At 38.5% G+C, this 21,118-nt stretch carries 23 protein-coding genes and 1 riboswitch; of the genes, 17 read left to right on the plus strand and 6 right to left on the minus strand.

Features of this window, described 5'->3' with window-relative positions; all coding sequences use genetic code 11:
* Positions 1-44 precede the first annotated feature (44 nt).
* From LIS78_RS05470 to LIS78_RS31270, 14 genes are all read left to right on the plus strand, one after another.
* A complete protein-coding gene (locus LIS78_RS05470) occupies positions 45-323 on the plus strand; it encodes a hypothetical protein (protein WP_252284766.1) in 279 nt (92 codons plus the stop codon).
* Positions 311-484, plus strand: coding sequence for a Fe3+ hydroxamate ABC transporter substrate-binding protein (locus LIS78_RS05475; protein WP_209151094.1), 174 nt, complete (start codon positions 311-313; stop codon positions 482-484). The genes LIS78_RS05470 and LIS78_RS05475 overlap by 13 nt, the downstream gene beginning before the upstream one ends.
* Before the next feature lie 105 nt (positions 485-589).
* Positions 590-853, plus strand: a complete 264-nt coding sequence (locus LIS78_RS05480; protein WP_013082079.1) for an autorepressor SdpR family transcription factor — start codon at positions 590-592, stop codon at positions 851-853.
* Positions 854-1,492, plus strand: a complete 639-nt coding sequence (locus tag LIS78_RS05485) for an SdpI family protein (RefSeq protein WP_209151095.1) — start codon at positions 854-856, stop codon at positions 1,490-1,492. It abuts the gene before it with no gap.
* 345 nt (positions 1,493-1,837) lie between these two features.
* On the plus strand, positions 1,838-2,074 hold the full coding sequence (locus LIS78_RS05490; protein WP_209151096.1) for a hypothetical protein: 237 nt from the start codon (positions 1,838-1,840) through the stop codon (positions 2,072-2,074).
* A 154-nt stretch (positions 2,075-2,228) separates the two neighbouring features.
* Entirely contained in the window at positions 2,229-2,798 is a 570-nt protein-coding gene (locus LIS78_RS05495; protein WP_252284767.1) for a hypothetical protein, read from the plus strand.
* A gap of 243 nt (positions 2,799-3,041) precedes the next feature.
* Positions 3,042-5,573, plus strand: a complete 2,532-nt coding sequence (locus tag LIS78_RS05500) for an EAL domain-containing protein (protein ID WP_252284768.1) — start codon at positions 3,042-3,044, stop codon at positions 5,571-5,573.
* A gap of 57 nt (positions 5,574-5,630) precedes the next feature.
* Positions 5,631-6,275, plus strand: coding sequence for a GTP cyclohydrolase I FolE (folE, locus tag LIS78_RS05505; protein WP_025749591.1), 645 nt, complete (start codon positions 5,631-5,633; stop codon positions 6,273-6,275).
* 48 nt (positions 6,276-6,323) lie between these two features.
* Complete coding sequence (locus tag LIS78_RS05510) at positions 6,324-7,250, plus strand: NAD(P)/FAD-dependent oxidoreductase (RefSeq protein WP_252284769.1); 927 nt, start codon at positions 6,324-6,326, stop codon at positions 7,248-7,250.
* Positions 7,251-7,953: 703 nt separating this feature from the next.
* Complete coding sequence (gene pgsB / locus LIS78_RS05515) at positions 7,954-9,141, plus strand: poly-gamma-glutamate synthase PgsB (protein WP_098900837.1); 1,188 nt, start codon at positions 7,954-7,956, stop codon at positions 9,139-9,141.
* A gap of 11 nt (positions 9,142-9,152) precedes the next feature.
* Positions 9,153-9,605 carry a poly-gamma-glutamate biosynthesis protein PgsC gene (gene pgsC / locus LIS78_RS05520; RefSeq protein ID WP_013082090.1) on the plus strand — a complete coding sequence of 151 codons (453 nt, stop codon included), beginning with the start codon at positions 9,153-9,155 and terminating at the stop codon, positions 9,603-9,605.
* Positions 9,606-9,614: 9 nt separating this feature from the next.
* On the plus strand, positions 9,615-10,775 hold the full coding sequence (locus tag LIS78_RS05525; protein WP_252284770.1) for a CapA family protein: 1,161 nt from the start codon (positions 9,615-9,617) through the stop codon (positions 10,773-10,775).
* A complete protein-coding gene (ggt, locus tag LIS78_RS05530; RefSeq protein ID WP_252284771.1) occupies positions 10,776-12,425 on the plus strand; it encodes a gamma-glutamyltransferase in 1,650 nt (549 codons plus the stop codon).
* A 24-nt stretch (positions 12,426-12,449) separates the two neighbouring features.
* A complete protein-coding gene (locus LIS78_RS31270; RefSeq protein WP_209151102.1) occupies positions 12,450-12,881 on the plus strand; it encodes a peptidoglycan-binding domain-containing protein in 432 nt (143 codons plus the stop codon).
* Between the two features lie 59 nt (positions 12,882-12,940).
* Here LIS78_RS31270 and hag read toward each other — a convergent pair whose 3' ends face one another.
* The 4 genes from hag to LIS78_RS05560 form a co-directional block, all read right to left on the minus strand.
* Positions 12,941-13,765, minus strand: coding sequence for a flagellin Hag (gene hag / locus LIS78_RS05545; RefSeq protein ID WP_252284772.1), 825 nt, complete (start codon positions 13,763-13,765; stop codon positions 12,941-12,943).
* A gap of 233 nt (positions 13,766-13,998) precedes the next feature.
* On the minus strand, positions 13,999-14,640 hold the full coding sequence (gene pcp / locus LIS78_RS05550) for a pyroglutamyl-peptidase I (RefSeq protein ID WP_252284773.1): 642 nt from the start codon (positions 14,638-14,640) through the stop codon (positions 13,999-14,001).
* Positions 14,641-14,654: 14 nt separating this feature from the next.
* A complete protein-coding gene (locus tag LIS78_RS05555; protein ID WP_252284774.1) occupies positions 14,655-15,620 on the minus strand; it encodes a DUF979 domain-containing protein in 966 nt (321 codons plus the stop codon).
* Complete coding sequence (locus LIS78_RS05560; RefSeq protein WP_252284775.1) at positions 15,621-16,325, minus strand: DUF969 domain-containing protein; 705 nt, start codon at positions 16,323-16,325, stop codon at positions 15,621-15,623. It abuts the gene before it with no gap.
* Positions 16,326-16,701: 376 nt separating this feature from the next.
* Here LIS78_RS05560 and LIS78_RS05565 point away from each other — a divergent pair, with 376 nt between their 5' ends.
* Positions 16,702-17,607, plus strand: coding sequence for a zinc ribbon domain-containing protein (locus LIS78_RS05565; RefSeq protein WP_252284776.1), 906 nt, complete (start codon positions 16,702-16,704; stop codon positions 17,605-17,607).
* 63 nt (positions 17,608-17,670) lie between these two features.
* Entirely contained in the window at positions 17,671-19,128 is a 1,458-nt protein-coding gene (locus LIS78_RS05570; protein WP_252284777.1) for a zinc ribbon domain-containing protein, read from the plus strand.
* Positions 19,129-19,225: 97 nt separating this feature from the next.
* On the opposite strand, the gene LIS78_RS05575 is transcribed toward LIS78_RS05570, so the two are convergent.
* Positions 19,226-19,783 carry an HPP family protein gene (locus tag LIS78_RS05575; protein WP_252284778.1) on the minus strand — a complete coding sequence of 186 codons (558 nt, stop codon included), beginning with the start codon at positions 19,781-19,783 and terminating at the stop codon, positions 19,226-19,228.
* 233 nt (positions 19,784-20,016) lie between these two features.
* Between LIS78_RS05575 and LIS78_RS05580 the strand changes: the two genes are divergently transcribed.
* Positions 20,017-20,808, plus strand: coding sequence for a histidinol-phosphatase HisJ family protein (locus LIS78_RS05580; RefSeq protein ID WP_252284779.1), 792 nt, complete (start codon positions 20,017-20,019; stop codon positions 20,806-20,808).
* Positions 20,809-20,857: 49 nt separating this feature from the next.
* Here the strand turns inward: LIS78_RS05580 and sinI are convergent, their stop codons facing one another.
* Positions 20,858-20,980 (minus strand): DNA-binding anti-repressor SinI, encoded by a 123-nt coding sequence (gene sinI / locus LIS78_RS05585; protein ID WP_252284780.1) that lies wholly within the window; start codon positions 20,978-20,980, stop codon positions 20,858-20,860.
* 20 nt (positions 20,981-21,000) lie between these two features.
* Positions 21,001-21,075, minus strand: a riboswitch (cyclic di-GMP riboswitch).
* Positions 21,076-21,118 lie beyond the last annotated feature (43 nt).

Genomic DNA, 21,118 nt, shown 5'->3' on the forward strand with positions numbered 1-21,118 from the left:
GGTAGAATGAACGTAGGTTTCATGTCTGTAGTTGCTTCTAGCTGGTGATTGGGGGGCAAGACGAAGACTCCTGCGGGAAAAGCGGAACAGGTGAGACCCCGCAGAAGCGCAAGCGACGAGGAGGCTCACCGGCCGCCCCCGGAAAGCGAAGTCTTGCATGGAAATCACAAGCGGTGTCACAAGCGGTTCAATTCATTCCTCCCAGTTGTTTGTCTTTAGGTGGAATTGATTTGGTTATGTCTCAGGCTCTTTTTTATGAAACCCTTTGGCTAGTCAAACGTATAGTTATACAAAGAAATGGAGGGATAGTGTGTTTGGAATAAAAGAGCTGTGCTCTGTTTGTCAAAAAGAAATTCAGCCTGGTGAAGAAGTATGGATACGGATGAAGTATCCAAGTAAAAGAGGCATGACTGAAATTAAAGCTTTTTTACATCAAGAAGCGCAGTTTGTATGCATGGACTGCTTTAAAAAAACAAAAAAATGAGTCAAATGCAACTGTTCTCTTTTCAAAATATTGACATAGTATATTTTATAGTTTAATATTTAGATAATTATCTAAATACTTAAATATGATGGAGATGAACTTCAATTGAATGAAACATTTAAAGCCTTAGCGGATCCCACTCGCAGAAAGATTTTAGAGCTGCTAAAAGAGCGGGATTTAACCGCAGGAGAAATTTCCGAGTATTTTAATATGACCAAACCAAGCATCTCAAATCATTTAAAAATCTTGAAGCAAGCGGACCTCGTTCAAGATGAAAAAAGAGGGCAGTTTGTGATTTATTCGTTAAATACAACCGTTTTTCAAGATTTAATCGGCTGGTTTTTCAGCTTTCAGAAAGGAGAGAGTTAAATGAAAAAGCATGTATTTCCTTTAGGTATTACCCTTTTAACATTGGTTGCATGGCTGATTGCACTGCCGCATCTTCCGGCTACGATGCCCATTCACTGGGGAGCAAATGGAGAAGCAAACGGATTTGCAACAAAGATAAATGCAATGATATTAACAGTAGGAATCATGGTACTTATTTATTTTGTAATCGCATTTGTTCCGCGAATTGACCCGCGTAAAGAAAATTATAAGTACTTTTCAAAAACGTATAATATTCTGTTAAACGCCGTACTGCTATTATTCTTTTTTGTAAATATGAGCACTATTTTACAGGGGCTTGGCTATAACGTGCCGATGTCCTACATTGCTCCGATTATGGCTGGAATCATTTTTATCATTATCGGAAACTACTTGCAGCGCGTGCGCTCTAACTATTTTATGGGGATTCGTACACCATGGACGCTAAGCAATGAAACCGTATGGAAAAAGACGCATCGTTTATCTGGAAAGCTCTTTTTTATCGGCGGACTGCTAATTCTCATTAGCGCTTTTTTACCTGATGGATACAAGTCAGTTATCATGTGGGGCAGTATCGTTCTGTGCGTGGCGATTCCTTATCTGTATTCGTACCTGGCGTATAAAAAAGAAATGAATATGTAAGCATACCAAAAAATCCGGTGAACATACCGGATTTTTTTATGGATAACATATCAGCCGTAACGCCACCGTTCGTGTCACGCCGGCTGATGGGAATAAACAAATCATAAAGTATGAAACGCGTTTCAGGTCAAGTCTTAGCATGGAAAAACTTACAGATTTTTCGAATGAGAAAGCCCACTCCTTTAGATGTGGGATGAAAGTGAGGTCAAATGCATTGTGTCGTTTTATAACCAAAGGGTGATAGTATCTTAAGTATCGGAAACGGTAAGAGAAAATTCTCTTGCTTTTTTTGTTTCCAGGAATGTATAATAATAGGAACATGTGTTCGTTTTGGAGGCGCGATGAATGGCTAAAAAGCAGTCCCCTACATTTGTATTAACACAAGAGTTAAAAGAGCATCCACTATTGTTTTCTGTCATTGAAAAAGAGTTAGAGATTTGTCGAGTTATGTACAATGCCGTTTTAGGCAACTATTTAAAGTTAGAAAAACAAATGAAACGTGAAAAACAATTCAAAAGGCTAATGCGTCAGTACAAAGGTGTGCAGAAGAAGTTGGAAAAAATACGAAAAATAAGCAATTGACAGGGGAAAAGAGAGTATTGCAACAAGCATTTAAATCACTTCGTGATCAGTACGAATTGAACGAATATGCTTCACACCACTGGGTAAAAGCCATTCGGAAACACTTCGGTAATCAAGTTAATTCTGCCGTTGCGCAAAAAGTAGCTTCCCGTGCGTGGGGGCTTTTGAAAAGAAGTTGTTTGGCCAAGCTAAACGTGTTTTCTTCGTGCGTAAAGGCGAGTTCCCTAGCTTTGAGGGCAAAACGAACACAACAGGATGGCGTTTCGTAGATGGGTTTATTGTTTATAAGAATGTATACACACGTTTAAAAACAAAGAAAAAAGATACCTATGCGAACGAAGTCTTAAGAAATATTCATCAGAAAACGGAGTGTTCTTATTCAGTCGCTAGTAAAGGTAAAACGACTGTAGTTAAAGGTACATGTCACGTGAAATATGTGCGGATTGTGAAGAAAACCATTCGTGGGAAATCCCGTTATTTTGTAAACCTTGTCATTGCAGGATATCCCCCTTTCAAAGAACGAAAAATAGGAAAAGGGAACGTCGGATTAGATATTGGTACATCTACTGTAGCCGTTTCTTCTTTAAAGAAAGTAGCTCTCTTTAATTTAGCTGAACCTGTTAAACATTTAGCTAGAGAAATTCGTCTTCTTCAACGGAAAATGGATCGTTCCAAACGTTCAACGAACCCCTCGGCTTCAGCCGTGTGGAGTATCAGGCATTGATATTTTGAAAAAAACAGTTAAAATATTATAAGAATACAAATTTGTCCTACCCATGTAAATAAAAGTATGTATTTAATATGTTTTATAATTAGTTAAGAATAGAGCCAACCAAAGAGGTTGGTTTTTTGCATGAGTTCATTCTTTTTTTGTGGAAATTAAAGAAGATAATCCGATGTAAATCTAGAGCACATAGGCAAGTTTTAAAACTGTCGGATCAGTTCTTTAAACAGGAGGCCATCACTAGTGTCGATAAAGAAAAAGTTATCCGTATTCTTTACTTTGCTGGTATTGTGTATTCTACTAGCGAATAACACCTTGCACTACATTCGATCCAAAAATAGATTAACAGAATTTAACCAAAGGGAAATCACGCTGGTAACAGAAGAAATTGCGTACGAAGTCGAAAATTCTAAAAATAGTGCTTCCTATATAGAAGATCGAATGGCACAAGAACTACGAACGGCTTCGATTGCGATTCAACAGTCTTTGCCTGCTGATTACCATGACATCAGCAATGACGAGTTAAAACAGTTGGCTAAAAAACTGATGGTATCTCATATTACATTATTAGCACCCGTAGAAGGTGATATTATAGGCGTAAAATCTTCTGACCCTAAGGAAATCAATATGTCTACAAAAGAGTGGGGCTATTGGTATACATCTTTTCAGCAGCTTCTTTCTCAGCAGCCGGTCACGACAACAAAAGGATTGACTTTACCTCACTTTTGGAGCGGGCCGATTGAAGTAGCTTCTAGTAACCCTAATCACATTGACAAATGGGGTTATTATTACGACGGGTCTACTAATTATATTATTGATCCTTATTTTCGGGATCGCCACGTCCTGGATTTTGAAAAAAGGTTTGGCCCTACGAACGTGATGAACCGCTTTACGGAAAATCTTGAAGGCGTTCTTGAACTAACGGCTTTTAACCCGAAAAATTTCGGAAAAAGAAATCAAAACGTATATTTAAACGGCAATAAATATATTAGAATAAAAGATCAGCCGATTTGGTACGGTACCTACACGTATCGAAATACCGAACGTGATAAAAAGTCCATTCAAAAGGCCTTAAAAACGGGAAAATCACAAAGCTATACTGCTGAAATTAACCATAAAAAAGTATTAAAAACATTGGTACCGATTAAAGAAAAAAACTCTCCAGCTTACGTAATAGGCGTAGTTTATGACTATGGACTTATTGAAAAAGAGCTGCAGCAAGAATTAATTAAACATTTACTGCTGTCTCTTCCGTTTATCTTTATTGTCCTTATTATCAGCTTTGTCTTCTCCACATCCATTACGCGGCCAATTAAACATATTATGGAGCACGTAAATCAAATCGCCAAAGGCAATTTTGGCAAGGTGCTGAATGTAAGGAGAAAAGATGAGCTGGGAGGACTCGTAGCAAACATCAACCACCTTTCTCACTTTTTAAAAACATATGTAGACGATTTAAAGAAAAGTCAGGAAGAAAGTGAGTATCATGCGTACCACGATTTTTTGACAGGATTGCCGAACAGAAGATATTTTAAAGAAGAATTAAACAGGCGCTTAATTGAGTCGAAGGAAAAGTCCATTCGTCACGTAGCCGTGTTATTTATGGATATAGACCGGTTTAAAGATATTAATGATACGCTAGGGCATTCAAAAGGAGATCAGCTTATACAGCTGATAGCCAACCGTATTAAAGAATGTCTGCCTTCTGCTAACAGCTTTCTTACAAGGCAAGGAGGAGACGAGTTTGTAATTTTATTCAGTGATTTTACACCGGAAGAAGTTGAATGTATCACCGAGAAGATCATTGCGTATGTTCAACAGCCCTGCTACATTGACAATGATGAAGTTTTCGTCAGTATCAGCAGCGGGTTAAGCTTTTATCCGGAGCATTCTACGAATTTAGACACGCTTATTACGTATGCAGATGTCGCCATGTATGCTTCAAAAAGACAAGGCGGCAGTAAAGTAAGTATTTATCATGATTCGTTAAATCAAAAACAAGCTGAAAAAGTTCACATCGAAACGCGCTTGCGAAAAGCGATTCAAAAAGGTGACATTGACGTTTACTATCAGCCGAAAATAGAAGCGAAGCGCAATGTAATAACCGGCGTAGAAGCATTAGTTCGCTGGAATGACGCAGAGCTTGGATTTGTTTCTCCAGAAGCGTTTATCCCTATAGCAGAAGAAGCGGGTTTGATTCAGTCTCTATGGGAAGTTGTCATGAAGAAAGCTTGTTTTCAAGTCAGCAAATGGAACAAGGACCTAAACGAAAAAATGACGCTAGCGGTTAACTTTTCTCCGCGGCAATTTCAAGATCCGATCGTGTTGGTTAATGAAATACAGCAATTTCTTTCGCTCCATAGATTTGATCCCACATGGTTTGAAATGGAAATTACGGAAAGTACATTGCTGATGAACGCGGAAGAAACGATTAAAGCTTTACATCTGTTAAAGAAATATGGTATATCAATTTCTATCGATGATTTTGGAACCGGATATTCTTCATTGAGTTATTTAAAAAAATTACCAATCGATTGTTTGAAAATCGACCGGTCTTTTATCCAGGATATTCAAGAAGATTACAGCAACAGCGAAATTGCGCAGGCGATTATCAGCTTATCTCAAAGTTTAAAGCTGCAGGTAATCGCAGAAGGTGTAGAAGAAGAATATCAAAAAGCGTTTTTAATGAAAAATGGCTGTGATCATATGCAGGGGTACTTATTTAGCAAGCCCCTTGCAGCAAAAGATTTTGAAGCAGCGTTTTTAAATAGCTGAAGCAAAACCATCATTTGAAAATAAACTTACTAAGAAAAGGGAAGAGGACATAAAAAGATGGCACTTAGTACACAAAATTTAATTGCTCAAAAATTTTTAGAAACAGTAGGCACGAATTCAACTGAAATAGATAAAAAAATAGGTCAAGCTGACACATTTATGAATGCGGTGAAAGAACTGATTGATTTATGCGGAGATAATCCGGAAAGAGACGGCCTTGAAGAGACGCCGTACCGCGTGTTAAAGGCGTTTTTAGAATACACGGAAGGCTACCGAGAAGATCCGAAAGCTCATTTGGAAAAAACATTTGATGTGAATCACAATGAATTGGTATTGATACGAGACATTGAATTTCACTCAATGTGTGAACATCACTTTGCGCCGTTCTTTGGCGTTGCTCACGTTGGGTATATACCGGATAAAAAAATTACAGGTTTATCTAAAATCGCTCGTACGGTAGAAGGATATGCAAAGAGATTTCAAGTTCAAGAACGTCTAACAAATGAAATTGCAGATGCAATCGAAGAAGTGTTAGAGCCGAAAGGAGTTATGGTGATTATTGAAGCGAAGCATATGTGCATGTGCGGAAGAGGAATTAAAAAATCTTCAGCTTCTACAGCCACTTCATCCGTTCGAGGAACATTTATGGAAAAACCAGAGGTTCGAGGAGAATTTTTATCTCTTTTACAGCGACAAATGTAAAGAAACAAAAAGCCATATAAGCTGAGAAGCAGAAGCGAGGTGAGCTGTATGCAACATGTTGACGTACTGATTATTGGCGGAGGACCCGCTGGTATCTCTGCTGCCGTGTGGTGTAAAAGGCTAGGCGTTGAGTGCTTGCTTCTTGAAGAGCAGGCACAGTTAGGCGGACAGCTGTTTACTATTTATAATGAGATTATTGATTATCCCGGAATACAAGCGGAAAATGGAATAGAAATGCAGCGTAAAATGGTTCAGCATTTTATCGATATGGACTGCTTATATGAAGTGAATACAAAAGTAATTTCCATTGACGAACGTTCTAAAACAGTAAAAGTAAAGCAGCAAGAAACAGAAAAAGAAATTGGCTATACGTATCTTATTTTAGCAACGGGCTCTAGTCAGCGAAAGCTGGGAGTGCCGGGTGAGCAGCAAATGATTGACCGAGGAGAAGTATATTCTGCCTCAGCAGACGGAGAACGGTTAAAAGGTAAAAGGGTTGCTCTCATTGGCGGAGGAGACCGGGCTTTTGAAGGAGCACATCTTTTAGCATCAAAAGCAAAAGAAGTATATCTGATTCACCGTTCTACGCACTTTAAAGCAAGAGAGCAATACGTTGAAAAAGTTCTTTCCGATCCTAGTATTAAGGTGATAACAGATACCGAAGTGACGGCTATCCACGGAAAGCATCATGTCACATCGATCGATTTAAAAAGTAAAAACAGTGAATGCGAGAACTTATCAGTAGACGCAGTGCTGATTAGACTGGGCATAGCGCCTAATGTTGAACTCATTAAAGAAAAAGTCACCACTACACAAAGCGGACTCATCGTCATTAATGAAGTGCATCAAAGCAGCAACCCAGCCATTTATGCAATTGGAGACGCGTGCACGACTCCCTTGTTTTCTAGTATTAGCTCTTCAGCCGGCCAAGGAGCGGTTGTAGCCAAGCATTTATCAAGTCTCTTAAATATGTAATGTTTTGTTAGATATATCTTACAAAGCGTTGCAGATAAAAAATAAATGACCTATAAAAAGCATCTACCCATGAGGATAGATGCTTTTTAACTTGAAAAGTACAATAAACATAAAAGAAACACGTTCACCGGCATACAAATGGTTTGAAAAAAAGTAATATAGCCTTTGGGATCGGACCCTCGCTTTTTAATAAGAACATATTCAATGATGAAATCAAAGCGGAGAATCGCTAATGACAGCATCACATAGAGCCCTACGTTTTCCCGAAACATCCGCTTTACTGAAAAATACCCATTCATTTATTTACTTACTTATTCTATTTAATTGACCCTTCTTCTTATTGTTATTTGAGGTAAAATTTTTCTTGGTTAAAATGATAAATGCTAATATGCGTGGCCTCGTATATGAAGGGTCAATGCTTTGAGTAACGAGTAAGCTGACTCTTCAAGTGTTGAACCTATTTGTCATAGCGAAGGATCTTAAAAGTAAAGGGTTATGGAATTATTTACATATGGAATAACTAAAATGTTTAAAAATTACATTTTTTACAACTAATTCTCCTGTTGATAAACTCATCTAGGTATGATTAACTATAAAAGTTGAGTAAAAAAATTGAAAAATAGGGCGTAATTTTAATTATTTTTTAATAGTTTAACATATCTATTCCGACAAAAGTCGGCGTAAATAAGGAGGAAACGGTTTAATGGTGCTCAGTGTTATTTTAATCTGTTTGTTTCTAGTCCTTGCTTATGGAGCAAGGGAGCAGATTAAACATCAAAAAAATATTGATTCTATCCCCGTGAGAATTAACATTAATGGAATTCGCGGGAAATCAACAGTTACTAGATTAATAACGGGTATTGTAACGGAGGCTGGATATAAAACTGTAGGAAAAACTACAGGAACGTCAGCCAGAATGATTTATTGGTTTACGGATGAAGAAAAGCCAATTGTCAGAAGACCTGAAGGGCCGAATATCGGTGAACAAAGGCGCGTAGTAAAAGAAGCTGCAAGGTTAGAAGCTGAGGCATTGGTAAGTGAATGTATGGCTGTAAACCCAGACTATCAAATTACTTTCCAAGAAAAAATGATTCAAGCTAATATCGGTGTCATTGTAAATGTATTAGAGGATCATATGGATGTTATGGGTCCGACATTAGACGAGGTAGCTGAAGCATTTCTAGCAACGATTCCTTATAAAGGACATTTAATTACAATCGATGGTCCTTACCTTGAATATTTTAAAACAGTTGCTGCAAAGAGAAGAACGAAAGTGATTGTGGCTGATAATTCAAGGATTACAGATGAGTTCTTAAGAAAATTCGATTATATGGTATTCCCAGATAACGCATCCCTTGCTTTAGCCGTAGCGGAAGCATTAGATATTCCGGAAGAAATTGCTTTTAGAGGAATGTTGAATGCTCATCCAGATCCTGGTGCAATGAGAATTACCAAGTTTGGTAACCCTAAGGCACCTGCATTCTTAGTAAACGGATTTGCTGCAAATGATGCCGCTTCCACATTGCGTATTTGGGAGAGGGTAGGGGAGATTGGTTATTCAGTAGATTCACCTATCGTTATTATGAATTGCCGTCCTGATCGTGTAGATCGTACAGAGCAATTCGCGAGAGATGTTTTACCATATATTAAAACTGATATTTTAGTGTTGATTGGAGAAACAACAAGCCCTATCATGGATGCCTACAATGAAGGAAAGATTCCAGCAAAAGAAATTTGGGATTTAGAAGGTCATAGTACAGAAGAGATATTTAATAAGTTAAGACCTGAATTACATAATCGAATGATTTACGGAGTAGGAAATATACATGGTGCTGCTGAACCACTAATTGAAGTAATGAAGGAATATGAACATATCGAGGAAGTTGTCTAGGAGGAAATTGAATGTTTGGCTCAGATTTATACGTAGCATTAGTTTTAGGAGTTATTTTAAGTTTAATTTTTACAGAAAAAACAGGAATTATTCCCGCAGGGTTGGTTGTTCCAGGCTATATTGGTTTGATTTTCGATCAGCCGGTTTTCTTAGTCATGGTATTAATTATTAGTCTATTAACCTACGTTATTGTAAAACATGGTATTGGAAGGTTTGTGATTTTATATGGCCGTCGTAAATTCGCTGCGATGTTAGTAGTCGGTATTTCGTTGAAGTTGGTATTTGATTACTTCTATCCTATCATGCCTTTTGAAATTTATGAGTTTCGAGGAATCGGAGTTATTGTTCCTGGTCTAATTGCTAATACGATTCAAAAGCAGGGCTTAGCAATGACGATGGGTAGCACGCTGTTAATAAGCGGTGCTACATTCAGTTTAATGTTTGTATACAACTTTTTTATTTAGGGTGATTTGATGGACAGGAAATTAGATTTCAAAGAAAAGTTATTGAAATTTATAAAAGTAACGAAGAAGAAAACGGATAAACATGTATGGATTATGTTGGTAATCCTTGTGATTTTTATGTACGGAACCATTTTGCTAAGCAAACCAAGTGAAGCAATTGAAAATAACACGACAGACGATACGTTGCTTAATGCAACAATGGTTGGAGATATCATGTTTGGCCGTAATGTAGAGAAAGCAGCTAGCCGCTATGGACAAGAGAATTTATTTCGCTATGTGAAGCCATATTTTGAAAACGCGGACTATTCAACAGGAAATTTTGAACATCCAGTTACGCTTAGCGACAAATACCCAGAGCAGGAAAAGTATATTCACTTGCAAACGGACGCACAATCCGTGAAAACTCTGAAGAATCTTAATCTGTCTGTTTTGAATGTAGCAAATAATCACTCGATGGATTATTTGGAAAACGGATTAAACGATACAATAAAGACGTTTAATAAGTCAGACTTGGACTTTGTAGGAATTGGAAAAAATATTAAAGACGCTAGTAAAATTAACTATCAAACAGTTAACGGAGTTAAGATAGCTACACTTGGTTTCACGGATGCATATGTTGCTGATTCAGCAGCTAATCAAAATAATCCAGGCATACTTCCTGCTAAACCGGAAATTTTTATTCCACTAATTGAAGAAGCAAAAGAGAATGCTGATTTAGTTGTGGTGCATGCGCACTGGGGGCAAGAGTATGACACGGCTCCTTCTCCTAGACAAGAAGGATTAGCCAAAGCAATGGCAGATTCAGGGGCCGATATCATTCTTGGCCACCATCCTCATGTTTTACAATCTGTTGATGTCTATAAAAATACCGTTATCTTTTACAGCTTAGGGAATTTTGTCTTCGACCAAGGATGGTCAGCATCAAGGGAGAGCGCACTCGTTCAGTATAAGTTAAAGAAAGACGGAACAGCCCGTTTTGAAATTACACCTGTACTTATAAAAGAAGCTACACCGACTCCGTTAGGAAAGTGGGATACGTACTATAAAGAAAAGATTTTTAAACGTCTGACTAAAAGTTCTTCAAAATCACTTGGAATCAAAGAAGAAAATAATAAGTTAGTATTTACAGTCGACCACTCTCGGGTAGTAAAAAAGGGGTTAACTGAATAAATGAAAAGAAAATGGATGTACTCGCTGATCTTTCTTGCAGTTCTGTTAGTTGGCGGTTACGCGATTGTACAGCAGTTTAATAGTGAAACAGATAACAAGTTTTATAAAAAAATTAATAAATTTGAGTCTAGCAGGGAGATTAATCATTCTTCCGGAGGATACGGTGTAAGCTCTTCAAATCCGATAGCTGTTGAAGTCGGAATGGATGTGTTAGAAGAAGGCGGAAATGCCGTGGATGCTGCTGTTGCCGTTTCTTATGCTTTAGGTGTTGTAGAACCTTATGGGTCTGGTATTGGCGGAGGAGGAGGAATGCTTATCCTTCCAGGTGACCAATCGGACAAGCCGACTTTTTTTGATTACCGAGAAACCAGTCCTACTTCAAGTGAAGATTCCGAAGAAGGGATAGGTGTGCCTGGATTTGTAAAAGGTATGGAAACGGTCCATGAAAAATACGGAAGCAAAAAAATGGATGAATTAATAGAGCCAGCTATTAAATTAGCTGATGATGGTTTTCCAGTCGGACAGCAGCTTGCAGAGCGTCTAAAAGGAGCACAATATCGTCTATCAGAAGATGAGATTCCTAACTTCTTTCCAGGGAACCAACCTATTGAAGAAGGTGAAAAACTCGAACAGCCTGAGCTGGGAGAAACGCTTGAGCTAATTAAAGAAAAAGGTTCAGATGTGTTTTACAATGGAGAACTGGCAGAGGAAATAGCGGATGAAGTTCCAGGAATACAGAAATCAGATTTAGAAGAGTATTCTGTTGAAGAAAGAGAACCCGTTCAAGGAGAGTTTGCTGGTTACGATGTAATCTCTGCACCTCCTCCGTTTGCAGGAATTACGTTAATACAATCCCTGCAAATGGCTGAAATGTTACACATTGAAAAGACAGAAGAAGATACAGCACTTTTTACGCATGTAACTTCTGAAATAACGAACCGGGCAAATAGTGATCGCGTTAAGCATATTGGAGATCCTGCTTTCTCTGAAATAGATGAGAAAGAGTTAACGGACAAAGAATATTCTAGAGAGTTAGCACAAGATGTTTCCCTGAATAAGCTGTCTGAAAAGTATCAGCTTAAAGGAAACGATCTTGAAGAAGAGCATATTAGTACAACTCATTTTGTTGTAACGGACAAAGATGGTACGGTTGTCTCCGTTACAAATACACTAAGTAACTTTTTTGGATCTGGAGAAAATGTGGAGGGATTTTTCCTCAACAACAATCTTAATAATTTCAATAACATAAAGAATTCCCTTAACTATTATGAGCCTGGAAAACGTTCACGAACGTTTACAGCACCTACTATTCTTCGAAAAGATAACGAGGTTATTGGAATAGGTACACCAGGAGGAAGCAGAATACCGATGATGCTTACGGAAGTTTTAGTGCGCCATCTTTTATTTAAGGAATCTTTACAGGACGCGATTGATGCACCTAGATTCTCGATAGAAAACAATCATCTTTATACCGAGTTCCAATACCCCACAAGTGTAAGAGAGGAATTAGAGGGAATGGGCTATGAAGTAGAAGAGAAGAGCTCTTTTATCTATTATGGAGGCGTACAAGCTATCGTTATTGATCAAAAAGACAATGTTATCTATGGAGGGGCTGACCCTAGAAGACAAGGAACATGGAAAGTCAAATAAACACTTATTTTAAAGGAGAGTACAATGACTATCGTAAGAAATCTTATTAAAATAATAGTTCCAATTATTATCGTCGCAGGATTCTTTTTTATCATGTCTAATTTCAAACACACGCAAACATTGAGTCTAGCAGAAGAAAAAAGAATAAAGGCATATGCTAGCTTAATGCAGCAAGCGAAAGCAAAAGAAGAGGATAAAACTCAAATTCTATCACTTAGCAGTGCTGCAGCTCTTGGAAAAGGATCAGCAGGAGAAGAAGTCAAAGTTGTTCAAAAATCTTTGGGTCTTAATCCAGACGGCTTCTTCGGTCTACAAACGGAACAGGCAGTAAAAGAGTTTCAAGTGAAAAACGGCTATACAGCAGACGGTATTGTAGGTCCCAAGACGTGGGAAGCTTTAGTAAATACGGGCAAGAATGCAGAAGGTACAGCTGAATCTACTAGCAATAGCTTATAATAGTTTGTATAGAAAAAGTTAAATAAAAGCGGGCTTTCCTAGGAAAGCCCGCTTTTCTATTAACGTAATAACTGAAGTACGTTTTGTGGCTGTTGATTAGCTTGAGATAGCATAGCTTGAGAAGCTTGAGATAGAATTGAATTCTTTGTTTGTTCCATCATTTCTTTCGCCATATCTACATCACGAATACGTGATTCAGATGCTGTTAGGTTTTCAGATGAAGCATTTAAGTTGTTAATAGTATGCTCCAAACGATTTTGTTTAGTGCCAAGCTGAGCGCGTTCATCAGATACCTTTTTGATTGCTCCATCGATTGTTTCGATTGCAGTAGAAGAAGTACTTGCATCTGTTCCTAAGTCAAGGCCGTCGATCCCTAAGTCACTGGCTTTCATACTAGCAAATGTCACATCGATGGTTTGATCTTTGTTTGCACCAATTTGAAACGTAAATGTTCCGCTGGTTCCGCCTTCACCATTTAACAGTTTTTGAGTGTTAAATTCTGTATCACCAGAAATTCTATCTACTTCGCTTACTAAATCATTTACTTCTTTTTGAATTTCCGCTCTGTCATCTGCTGTATTAGTATCACTACTTGATTGGACAGCTAACTCACGAACACGTTGTAAAATAGAATGTGTTTCGTTTAATGCACCTTCACCAGTTTGGATCATGGAAACACCATCTTGCGCATTACGAGAAGCTTGGTCTAACCCACGAATTTGCCCACGCATCTTCTCAGAAATAGCTAGTCCAGCTGCATCATCAGCTGCATTGTTAATACGCTGACCAGAAGATAATTTCTCCATAGATTTTGCTTGTGCATTATTAGCTGTGTTGTACTGACGGTACGTGTTTAAAGCTGTAATGTTGTGATTAATTCTCATTTTCCTTACCTCCGTATAATGGTTTTACTTCTTGATTACATCCTTGTATTCAAGAAGTGTCCCAGTCTTGGCTGGGATGACAGTAATCGAACACCATCCGTTTGAGAAATATGTTCATACTATATATCGACTGAGAGGAGAGGTTGTTTATACCTTCCATTAATTTATTAAATAAAAAATTTGTGCGTATATAAAAAGAAAAACCAGTTCTCTATATGAACTGGTCTTTAGCATTAATGAGTAGCTCCGCCTGAAACTAAAATATCATCTTCAGTTAAGATTGTAGTTTTTACGATAGAAAGAAGTCCCTGCACAATCAAATCTAACGACATGCTGGCTTTCCCTGGATGATTGACGGCTTGCTCAGGCAAGTAAGGAATATGAACAAATCCACCTTTAATGGAACAGTTGTTAATCATATTCATGAGCCCGTAAAACACGTGGTTGCACACAAAGGTTCCAGCGGTTTGTGAGACGCTGCTTGGGAGGCCTGCTTGGCGTAAGTTTTCGACAGCTGCTTTGATGGGCAGTGTCGAAAAGTATGCGGCAGGACCGTTTTCGATAATAGAGCGATCAATAGGCTGCTGACCAATGTTGTCAGGGATTCGCGCGTCGTCTACGTTAATCGCAATGCGTTCGACGGTAATTCCTTCTCGGCCCCCTGCTTGTCCAACGCAAATGACGATGGAAGGGCTAATTTCTTCTATATACGTATGAAGCTTTGCGATTGATTCGCCAAACACAGTAGGAAGAGGCTTAGCAATAATGTGATAGTCTTCAACGACTACACCGTCTAAAGCTTTTACAGATTCTAAAGATGGGTTAATGCTTTCACCTTCAAATGGTTCAAAGCCGGTTAGTAATACAGTTGTCATTCTATTAGTCTCCTTTAAAAGTGATATACAAGGTAGTACATTAATAGCGTATTAACAACAAAAACGGATAGCGCAATCGGCACTTGTACTTTAATCACGGCGTTTTTGTCTTTTAGTTCAAGCAGCATAGCAGGTACGATATTAAAGTTAGCTGCCATTGGCGTAAGAAGCGTGCCGCAGTAGCCAGCAAACATGCCCAGTGCTGCCATAATTGCTGGATTTCCTCCGTGCATATGTACAATTAACGGGAGTCCAATCCCTCCAGTAATAACGGCAAACGCCGCAAACGCATTTCCCATGACAATCGTAAATAGCAGCATCCCCAAGCAATATGCAAGCACAGCAACAAACGCATAGTTAGTCGGCAGTACATCACTTACAATATCTGAGACGACTGTTCCAACGCCTGATTTTGAAAAGATACCGCCGAGCGCTGCCAGCATTTGCGGTAAAATAACCGCCCAGCCGACTGCTTGAAGCAAGCGGCTTCCTTCTTTAACAGGCACGTCCATTTTCGCTTTTGTGACGCCCATTGAAGCGATAAAAGCAATGACAGCAGCGATTGCCAGTGAAATTAACGTGACCTTTTCCGGGTCAATTAACGCCCAGTTTCCAAATTTAATTTTGCCAAAGAGAAGGGTACCGATAATCGTAAAAATAGGAATAAATAAAGCTGGTAAAAAGATTTTGTTTTTTAATCGTTGCGCGTGAGCCACTCGTTCTTCAGCAGGTGTTTCCGCTTCATTCGATTTAGTTACGCGGTTAAAAGAAGCAAGCAGCACCATGATAATAACTAAGCACCCTACATAAAAAGGCGGAATCACGTTGCCAAATAAAAATGTAATGGAAAACAGCGCCCAGAATAGGGAAGATCCTAAACGATTAGGATGGTTAGGGTCACGTGCAATTCGAATCGCGATAAAAGCGACAATAATACCGAGTAAGTAGTAAATCGTATCAAGCGTCAGAATGCTTTTCATTTAGCTCGCCTCCGTCTTAGAAGATGATGTTGGTTTGTGCTTCGTCATTTTTCTGTGAATACGTCGGTCTAACTGACGGAAACGAATGGCACTGATCAGCAGTGCTGCGATGGCTGTTGGAATACCCCAAAGCGCCATATCCCAGACGTCAACGTGAATGCCTACGGAGTCAAAGAATCCTTTCATTAGGAGAATTCCACCCGTTGCGATAAAGATATCTTCTCCGAAAAACCAGCCTGTATTTTCAGCTGCTGCTGCATGAGCGCGAATATCTTCTTTTACTTTAGGCGGAAGCTCTCCGTATTTTGCACGAGCTGCTCCTTCAGACATAGGTGCAACTAACGGACGCACGGATTGAGCGTGTCCGCCGATATTTAAGCCTACTGCGGCTGAGATTTCACGGATGAAAAGGTATATAAGTAAAACATTTCCAGAAGAAGCGTTTGTGGCTTTTTTGATCAGCACTTCCGCTTGTTCCTTCAATCCGTATTTTTCTAACACGCCGAATATAGGAAGAGTAAGTAAAATAGCCATAGACATATAGCGGTTATCTACAAAGAACTGTCCAAACATCGTAATCACTTCATACAGTGACAAACCTGATACAAGGCCCGTCACGATGCCTGCAACAGTCACCACAAGCAGTGTATTTAGACGAAATAAAAATCCCACTGCCACTAACAAAACCCCAATTAATTTCAACATAAAAAAACCCCCCCTGAGTATGTATAAATCGTGCTGTAAATTCACCTCCATTGCTTTTCTAAAAAAACAAAGATGTTTTGAGTATAAACAATTCTGAAAATTAAAACAAGATAGTTAAGACATAAAATAGTTATATTGGTGAACTAAAAGCATAAAAAGAAGGTTTATACACAACATGCATGTAGAAATAAAAGAGAGAATTTTGCGAAGAAGTTTTGGCAGAAACTTTTTAAGCTGATCTGCTGAAAACATCTCTCCTGAAATACCAAAAATGGTGTATAATGCTAAAAGGTATGAATATAGAATTATATAGATTACATATAGGTAAATCTATATAACTATATTTTAAACAATATATTGAAGGAGGAAGGAGCATTTGAATTGTTCAAATTGCGGCCATTTTAATGATGGCGGGAAGTTTTGCGTGAAATGCGGTCATAAATTACAAGAAGAGGCAGTAGCAAGCCAGACGGCAGCAGCATCTGAATATCAGCCTCAGCCGCAAACAGCGTATGCGCCTCAACAACCTAATCAGCGTGTCCGTCAAGCGAAAAAGGTGTCAAAATCATTTTTTAGTTATTTTGCAGAAGGAATTAAAAATCCAACAGCTACAGCACAAGCAGCAGGTGAAAGCCAATTCGTTAATGCTCTTATCACAGTCATTCTTTATGCTCTTAGTATACCTATTATGCTGTATGTAGGCTGGAAGCTATTGTTGATTCAATTTGTTCGAAGCATGTTCAAACTGCCTATTATCAGTGAAGAGCTGGATCCATCTGACCTGGAGGAATTTAATACGGGCGCTGATTTGATAAAAGCTACAGATATCAATAGCATTATTCATTTCAATTTTACCGATTTTGTCTTTAAGCAAGGGATTCTCATTTTTATTGGACTTGCGGTTATTATTGGAGCAACATATATTGCAGCAAAGTTTGGAAAGGTAGACGTTTCTTTTAAAGAATTTTTCTCACGCTTTGGCACGTTTATGATTATTCCAACAGCGCTTCTTCTAATTGGACTTGTACTTGCATTTCTCCATGTAGAGTACTTCTCTTATTTTATGAATTTTGGTTTGCTGAGTATTTTCCTTGTGGTTCCATATACGATTGCCAGCTTCAAGCAAAGCGGCACAAGTGGGCTTGATCGTATCTATAGCACTCTTATCGTGTACGTAGTAATTACGATTGTACTGACGTTCATTGCGAATGGGTTAGGAGAAGAAGCCAAAGCAATTATTACAAGAATGGGAAATAGCAATGAATTAAATGATCTATTTTAAGCCGACAGAAAGCATCGTGCACAGCGGTGCTTTTTCATAACACTATAAAAAGGAGTGTAGAAATTGGGATATTGTAAAGAGTGTGGCCATCAGTTAGCAAATGAGCATGAATTCTGTCCAGAGTGTGGACATCCCGTCGAAAGAAAGGAGACTTCTAGCCAAGGAGCACAATCACAGCGTTACGTAGAATCCGCATCACCTTCAGTAGAGGAAGGGAGAGAATCGGTAAAACCTCCAAATAAAAAAACAAAGGTTATTGCGATTTCAGTTATAGCAGCAGCTGCTATACTTGGCGGCGCTTATTACGGAATAGATAAAACAATGATGGCGCCTAAAGCCGTGTCAGAAAAATTTATTGCTTCAGTAAAGGGCAATGATATTGATAAAGTAAAAAAATATGTAAACGATGGTCAAATTCAACTAGAAGCCAACGATGGACAGACAAAAGCATTTATTACATATTTGCATGAAAATCCGGATGTAATGAAATCAATCTCTGAAGGGTTAGCGGCAGATAGCAGAGCGCTTGAAGCAGGAGTTCCAAGCGAAGATCACTCTTCATACGCTAAGTTAGAACAAGACGGAAAGAAATGGGGAATCTTTGATCATTACACGGTACAAGTAAACCCTGTATATGCAAAAGTTCAGTCTACAGAAGATGCGACAGCGGTATATATTGACGGTCAAAAAGCTGGCACGGTAAGCAGTGACTCCTCTAAAAAGATTGGTCCATTTTTACCTGGTACGCATACCGTAAAGGGTGAAGTGCAAAATGATTATGGGAAAGTTGAAAATGAACAAGAGATTGACGGTACCGAAGGAGAAGATGTGAACGTTGAGTTTGATTGGTCAGATCATGCAGTATACGTTTCTTCAGATTATGATGACGCGACGCTGTTCGTTAATGGCAAAGACACAAAAACAGAAATTGGCGATATTGATTATCTAGGTCCACTGCCAATGGATGGTTCTGTAAAAGTATATGCAGAACGCAAATTTGATTCTGGAGAAAAGAAAACGGAAGAAGTGTCAATCAAAAAAGGAATGGAAGATATTGCACTTAACTTTGATGAGGAAAATACGGCAGAAGCATCAGCTCCTTCTAGGGAAGATGGGGAGGGTAGCCAAGATTCAAAAGCTGATTCTGGAGTATCTACTAGCGAAGTTTCTAGTTTTATTGAACAATATATGTACGCTACAATTTCCTCAATTAACAGTGGAGACTTCTCTATTGCAGAGCCTTATATCGATTCTAACGGACCAAAATACAAGGAACAAAAAGATTATACAGCTTACCTAATCAAAAAAGGAATAACAGAAGATTTATTAAGCTTTAACGTAAATAGAGTAACAAAAATTGATGATTCTATGTATAAAGTGTATACAACAGAAGAGTATGATATTTCGTACGGAGACGGATCTGTTAAATACAAAAAATTCAATAGTATTCATAAAGTAAAAGAGTTATCTGATGGAAGTCTAGGAGTTTACCAGCTTATTAGTTCAACTGAAGTAAAATAAAAGCTAATAAATAGAGCCTGAACAGCAAAAAACATAGGGTAGTAAGGAAAAACAAATAAAAAAGACGTCTTCTATGAGAAGACGTCTTTTTTATGTATTAAACCCAATACCTGGGATACTGCCGATCTTGAAATAAATTATTATACACCGTAGAAATCAGTACAACCACACATGCACAAAGTATAATAACTCCTAAAAATCCCCAGCCGGCTCCTGTGTTAATGGCTACAATCGCACTAGCCGCCGCGGGAGGATGAACGGTTTTTGTAAGAATCATTAAAATAAGAACAAACGCAAGCACAATCGCAATCGTGATAAGACTTCGATGAAATAAACTCCAAATAATAAGTGCTGAAACCGTTGCGAGCAAATGCCCTCCAAGCACGTGGCGAGGCTGTGATAAAGGGCCTTTATGAGCACCGAAGACAAGCACGCAGCTTGCGCCAATCGGAGCAAGCGCCATTGGATACCCAAGTGCGAGTGCAATCGAGCTGCTGATGATAATCGCAATTAAGCCTCCTAAAGAAGAAACGACTGCATCTCTGTAATTAATTTTTGGTTCTTCTTTTAGTTCTCCTTTCATCTTTTTCGTATAAGAGCTTAAGTAAGACAGAAAGGGGCTTTTGCTTTGAGAAAAACTCTTTTCAATTTCCATTTCTTATTTCCTTTCTCTTTTGTAAGTAAAAGTTGTTTGTCAAGTTGTATGTCAGAACATCTGCTATATTAAGTTAGTTTATAAGAAAAAAAGGATTACTGGAAGAGGAAAAACGACTTTTTTTAATGGAAATTCCTTTTGTGGACGAAAAAAGGTGAGATAGGCTGGGAAAAGGGTCTCTATGTGCAGTAAGGACAAGAGAGATGTATAATAAACCTAGAGGTGACTGAATTATGTATCTAGTAGACTACCATCATCACACGAACAATTCATTTGACTCACAGGCAGTCATGAAAGAAGTGTGCGAGCAGGCTGTAGAAAACGGCATAAACGAAATTTGTTTTACCGAGCACTTTTCATTAAATCCATTAGCGCCAACGTACGGTCATATGGATTTTGATAAATATGAACGAGAACTAGCACAATGCAGAGATCAGTTTCAAGGTCAGCTAGTAATTAAAAAAGGAATTGAAATTTGCGAGCCGCACTACCTGAAAGAAGAGTATCAAAAAACGATGAAGCAGGAGAAGTTTGATTTTATTTTAGGATCGGTTCATAACATTAATAACATTAAGCTTCGCAAGCATTTGGAGCTGAATGACAAAGAAGCGATTTACCGCGCTTATTTTAATGAAATGTATAAGCTAGTAAGCGAAGCGGATATTGATGTGTTGGCTCATTTAGATTTAATGAAGCGCTATGCGTTTGAGCAATACGGCATATATGACTTTTATCAATTCAAAGACATTTTGGCGGATATTTTGAAAAAAGCCATTGATCGTAATATTGGAATTGAAATTAATACTTCAGGCATAAGAGGGAAGCTGGGCGAAGCACTGCCGGCACTTGAAGTTGTTGGGCTGTACCGTGATTTAGGCGGAGAAATCTTAACGATTGGATCTGATTCACATTTTGCCGAAACGGTAGGAGCACATATGAAAGAAGCGGTTGAAATGGCAAAACAGTGCGGATTTACGGGAATTTATACGTTTGATCAACGTGAGGCAAAAGGAGTTCGTATTTAAAAGGCAAAACTGGAAAAAGCATGCTCAAACCAGAGCATGCTTTTTATATTCAATTACGCTTGAATTCCGATAAAAATTTCCGGACCTCTTCCACCGTCAGCCCTAGTGTACGAGCTGCTTGCATCAGGCTAATCCATTCATGATCAATTAACAGTATATTTTCCTTCTTCATTACGGTTCATCCGCCCTTTACCAGGGAACCCAGCCATCATAGCCGGAAGCGGCCTTAGATCTGAAGCTTTGCGTCACTATTTGCCCCTATCTGAATAATTTGTAATAGTTATCAAATTTGTAGATTAGGGCTATTGTA

It is taken from the genome of Priestia megaterium (genome assembly GCF_023824195.1).
Lineage (GTDB): Bacteria > Bacillota > Bacilli > Bacillales > Bacillaceae_H > Priestia > Priestia megaterium_D.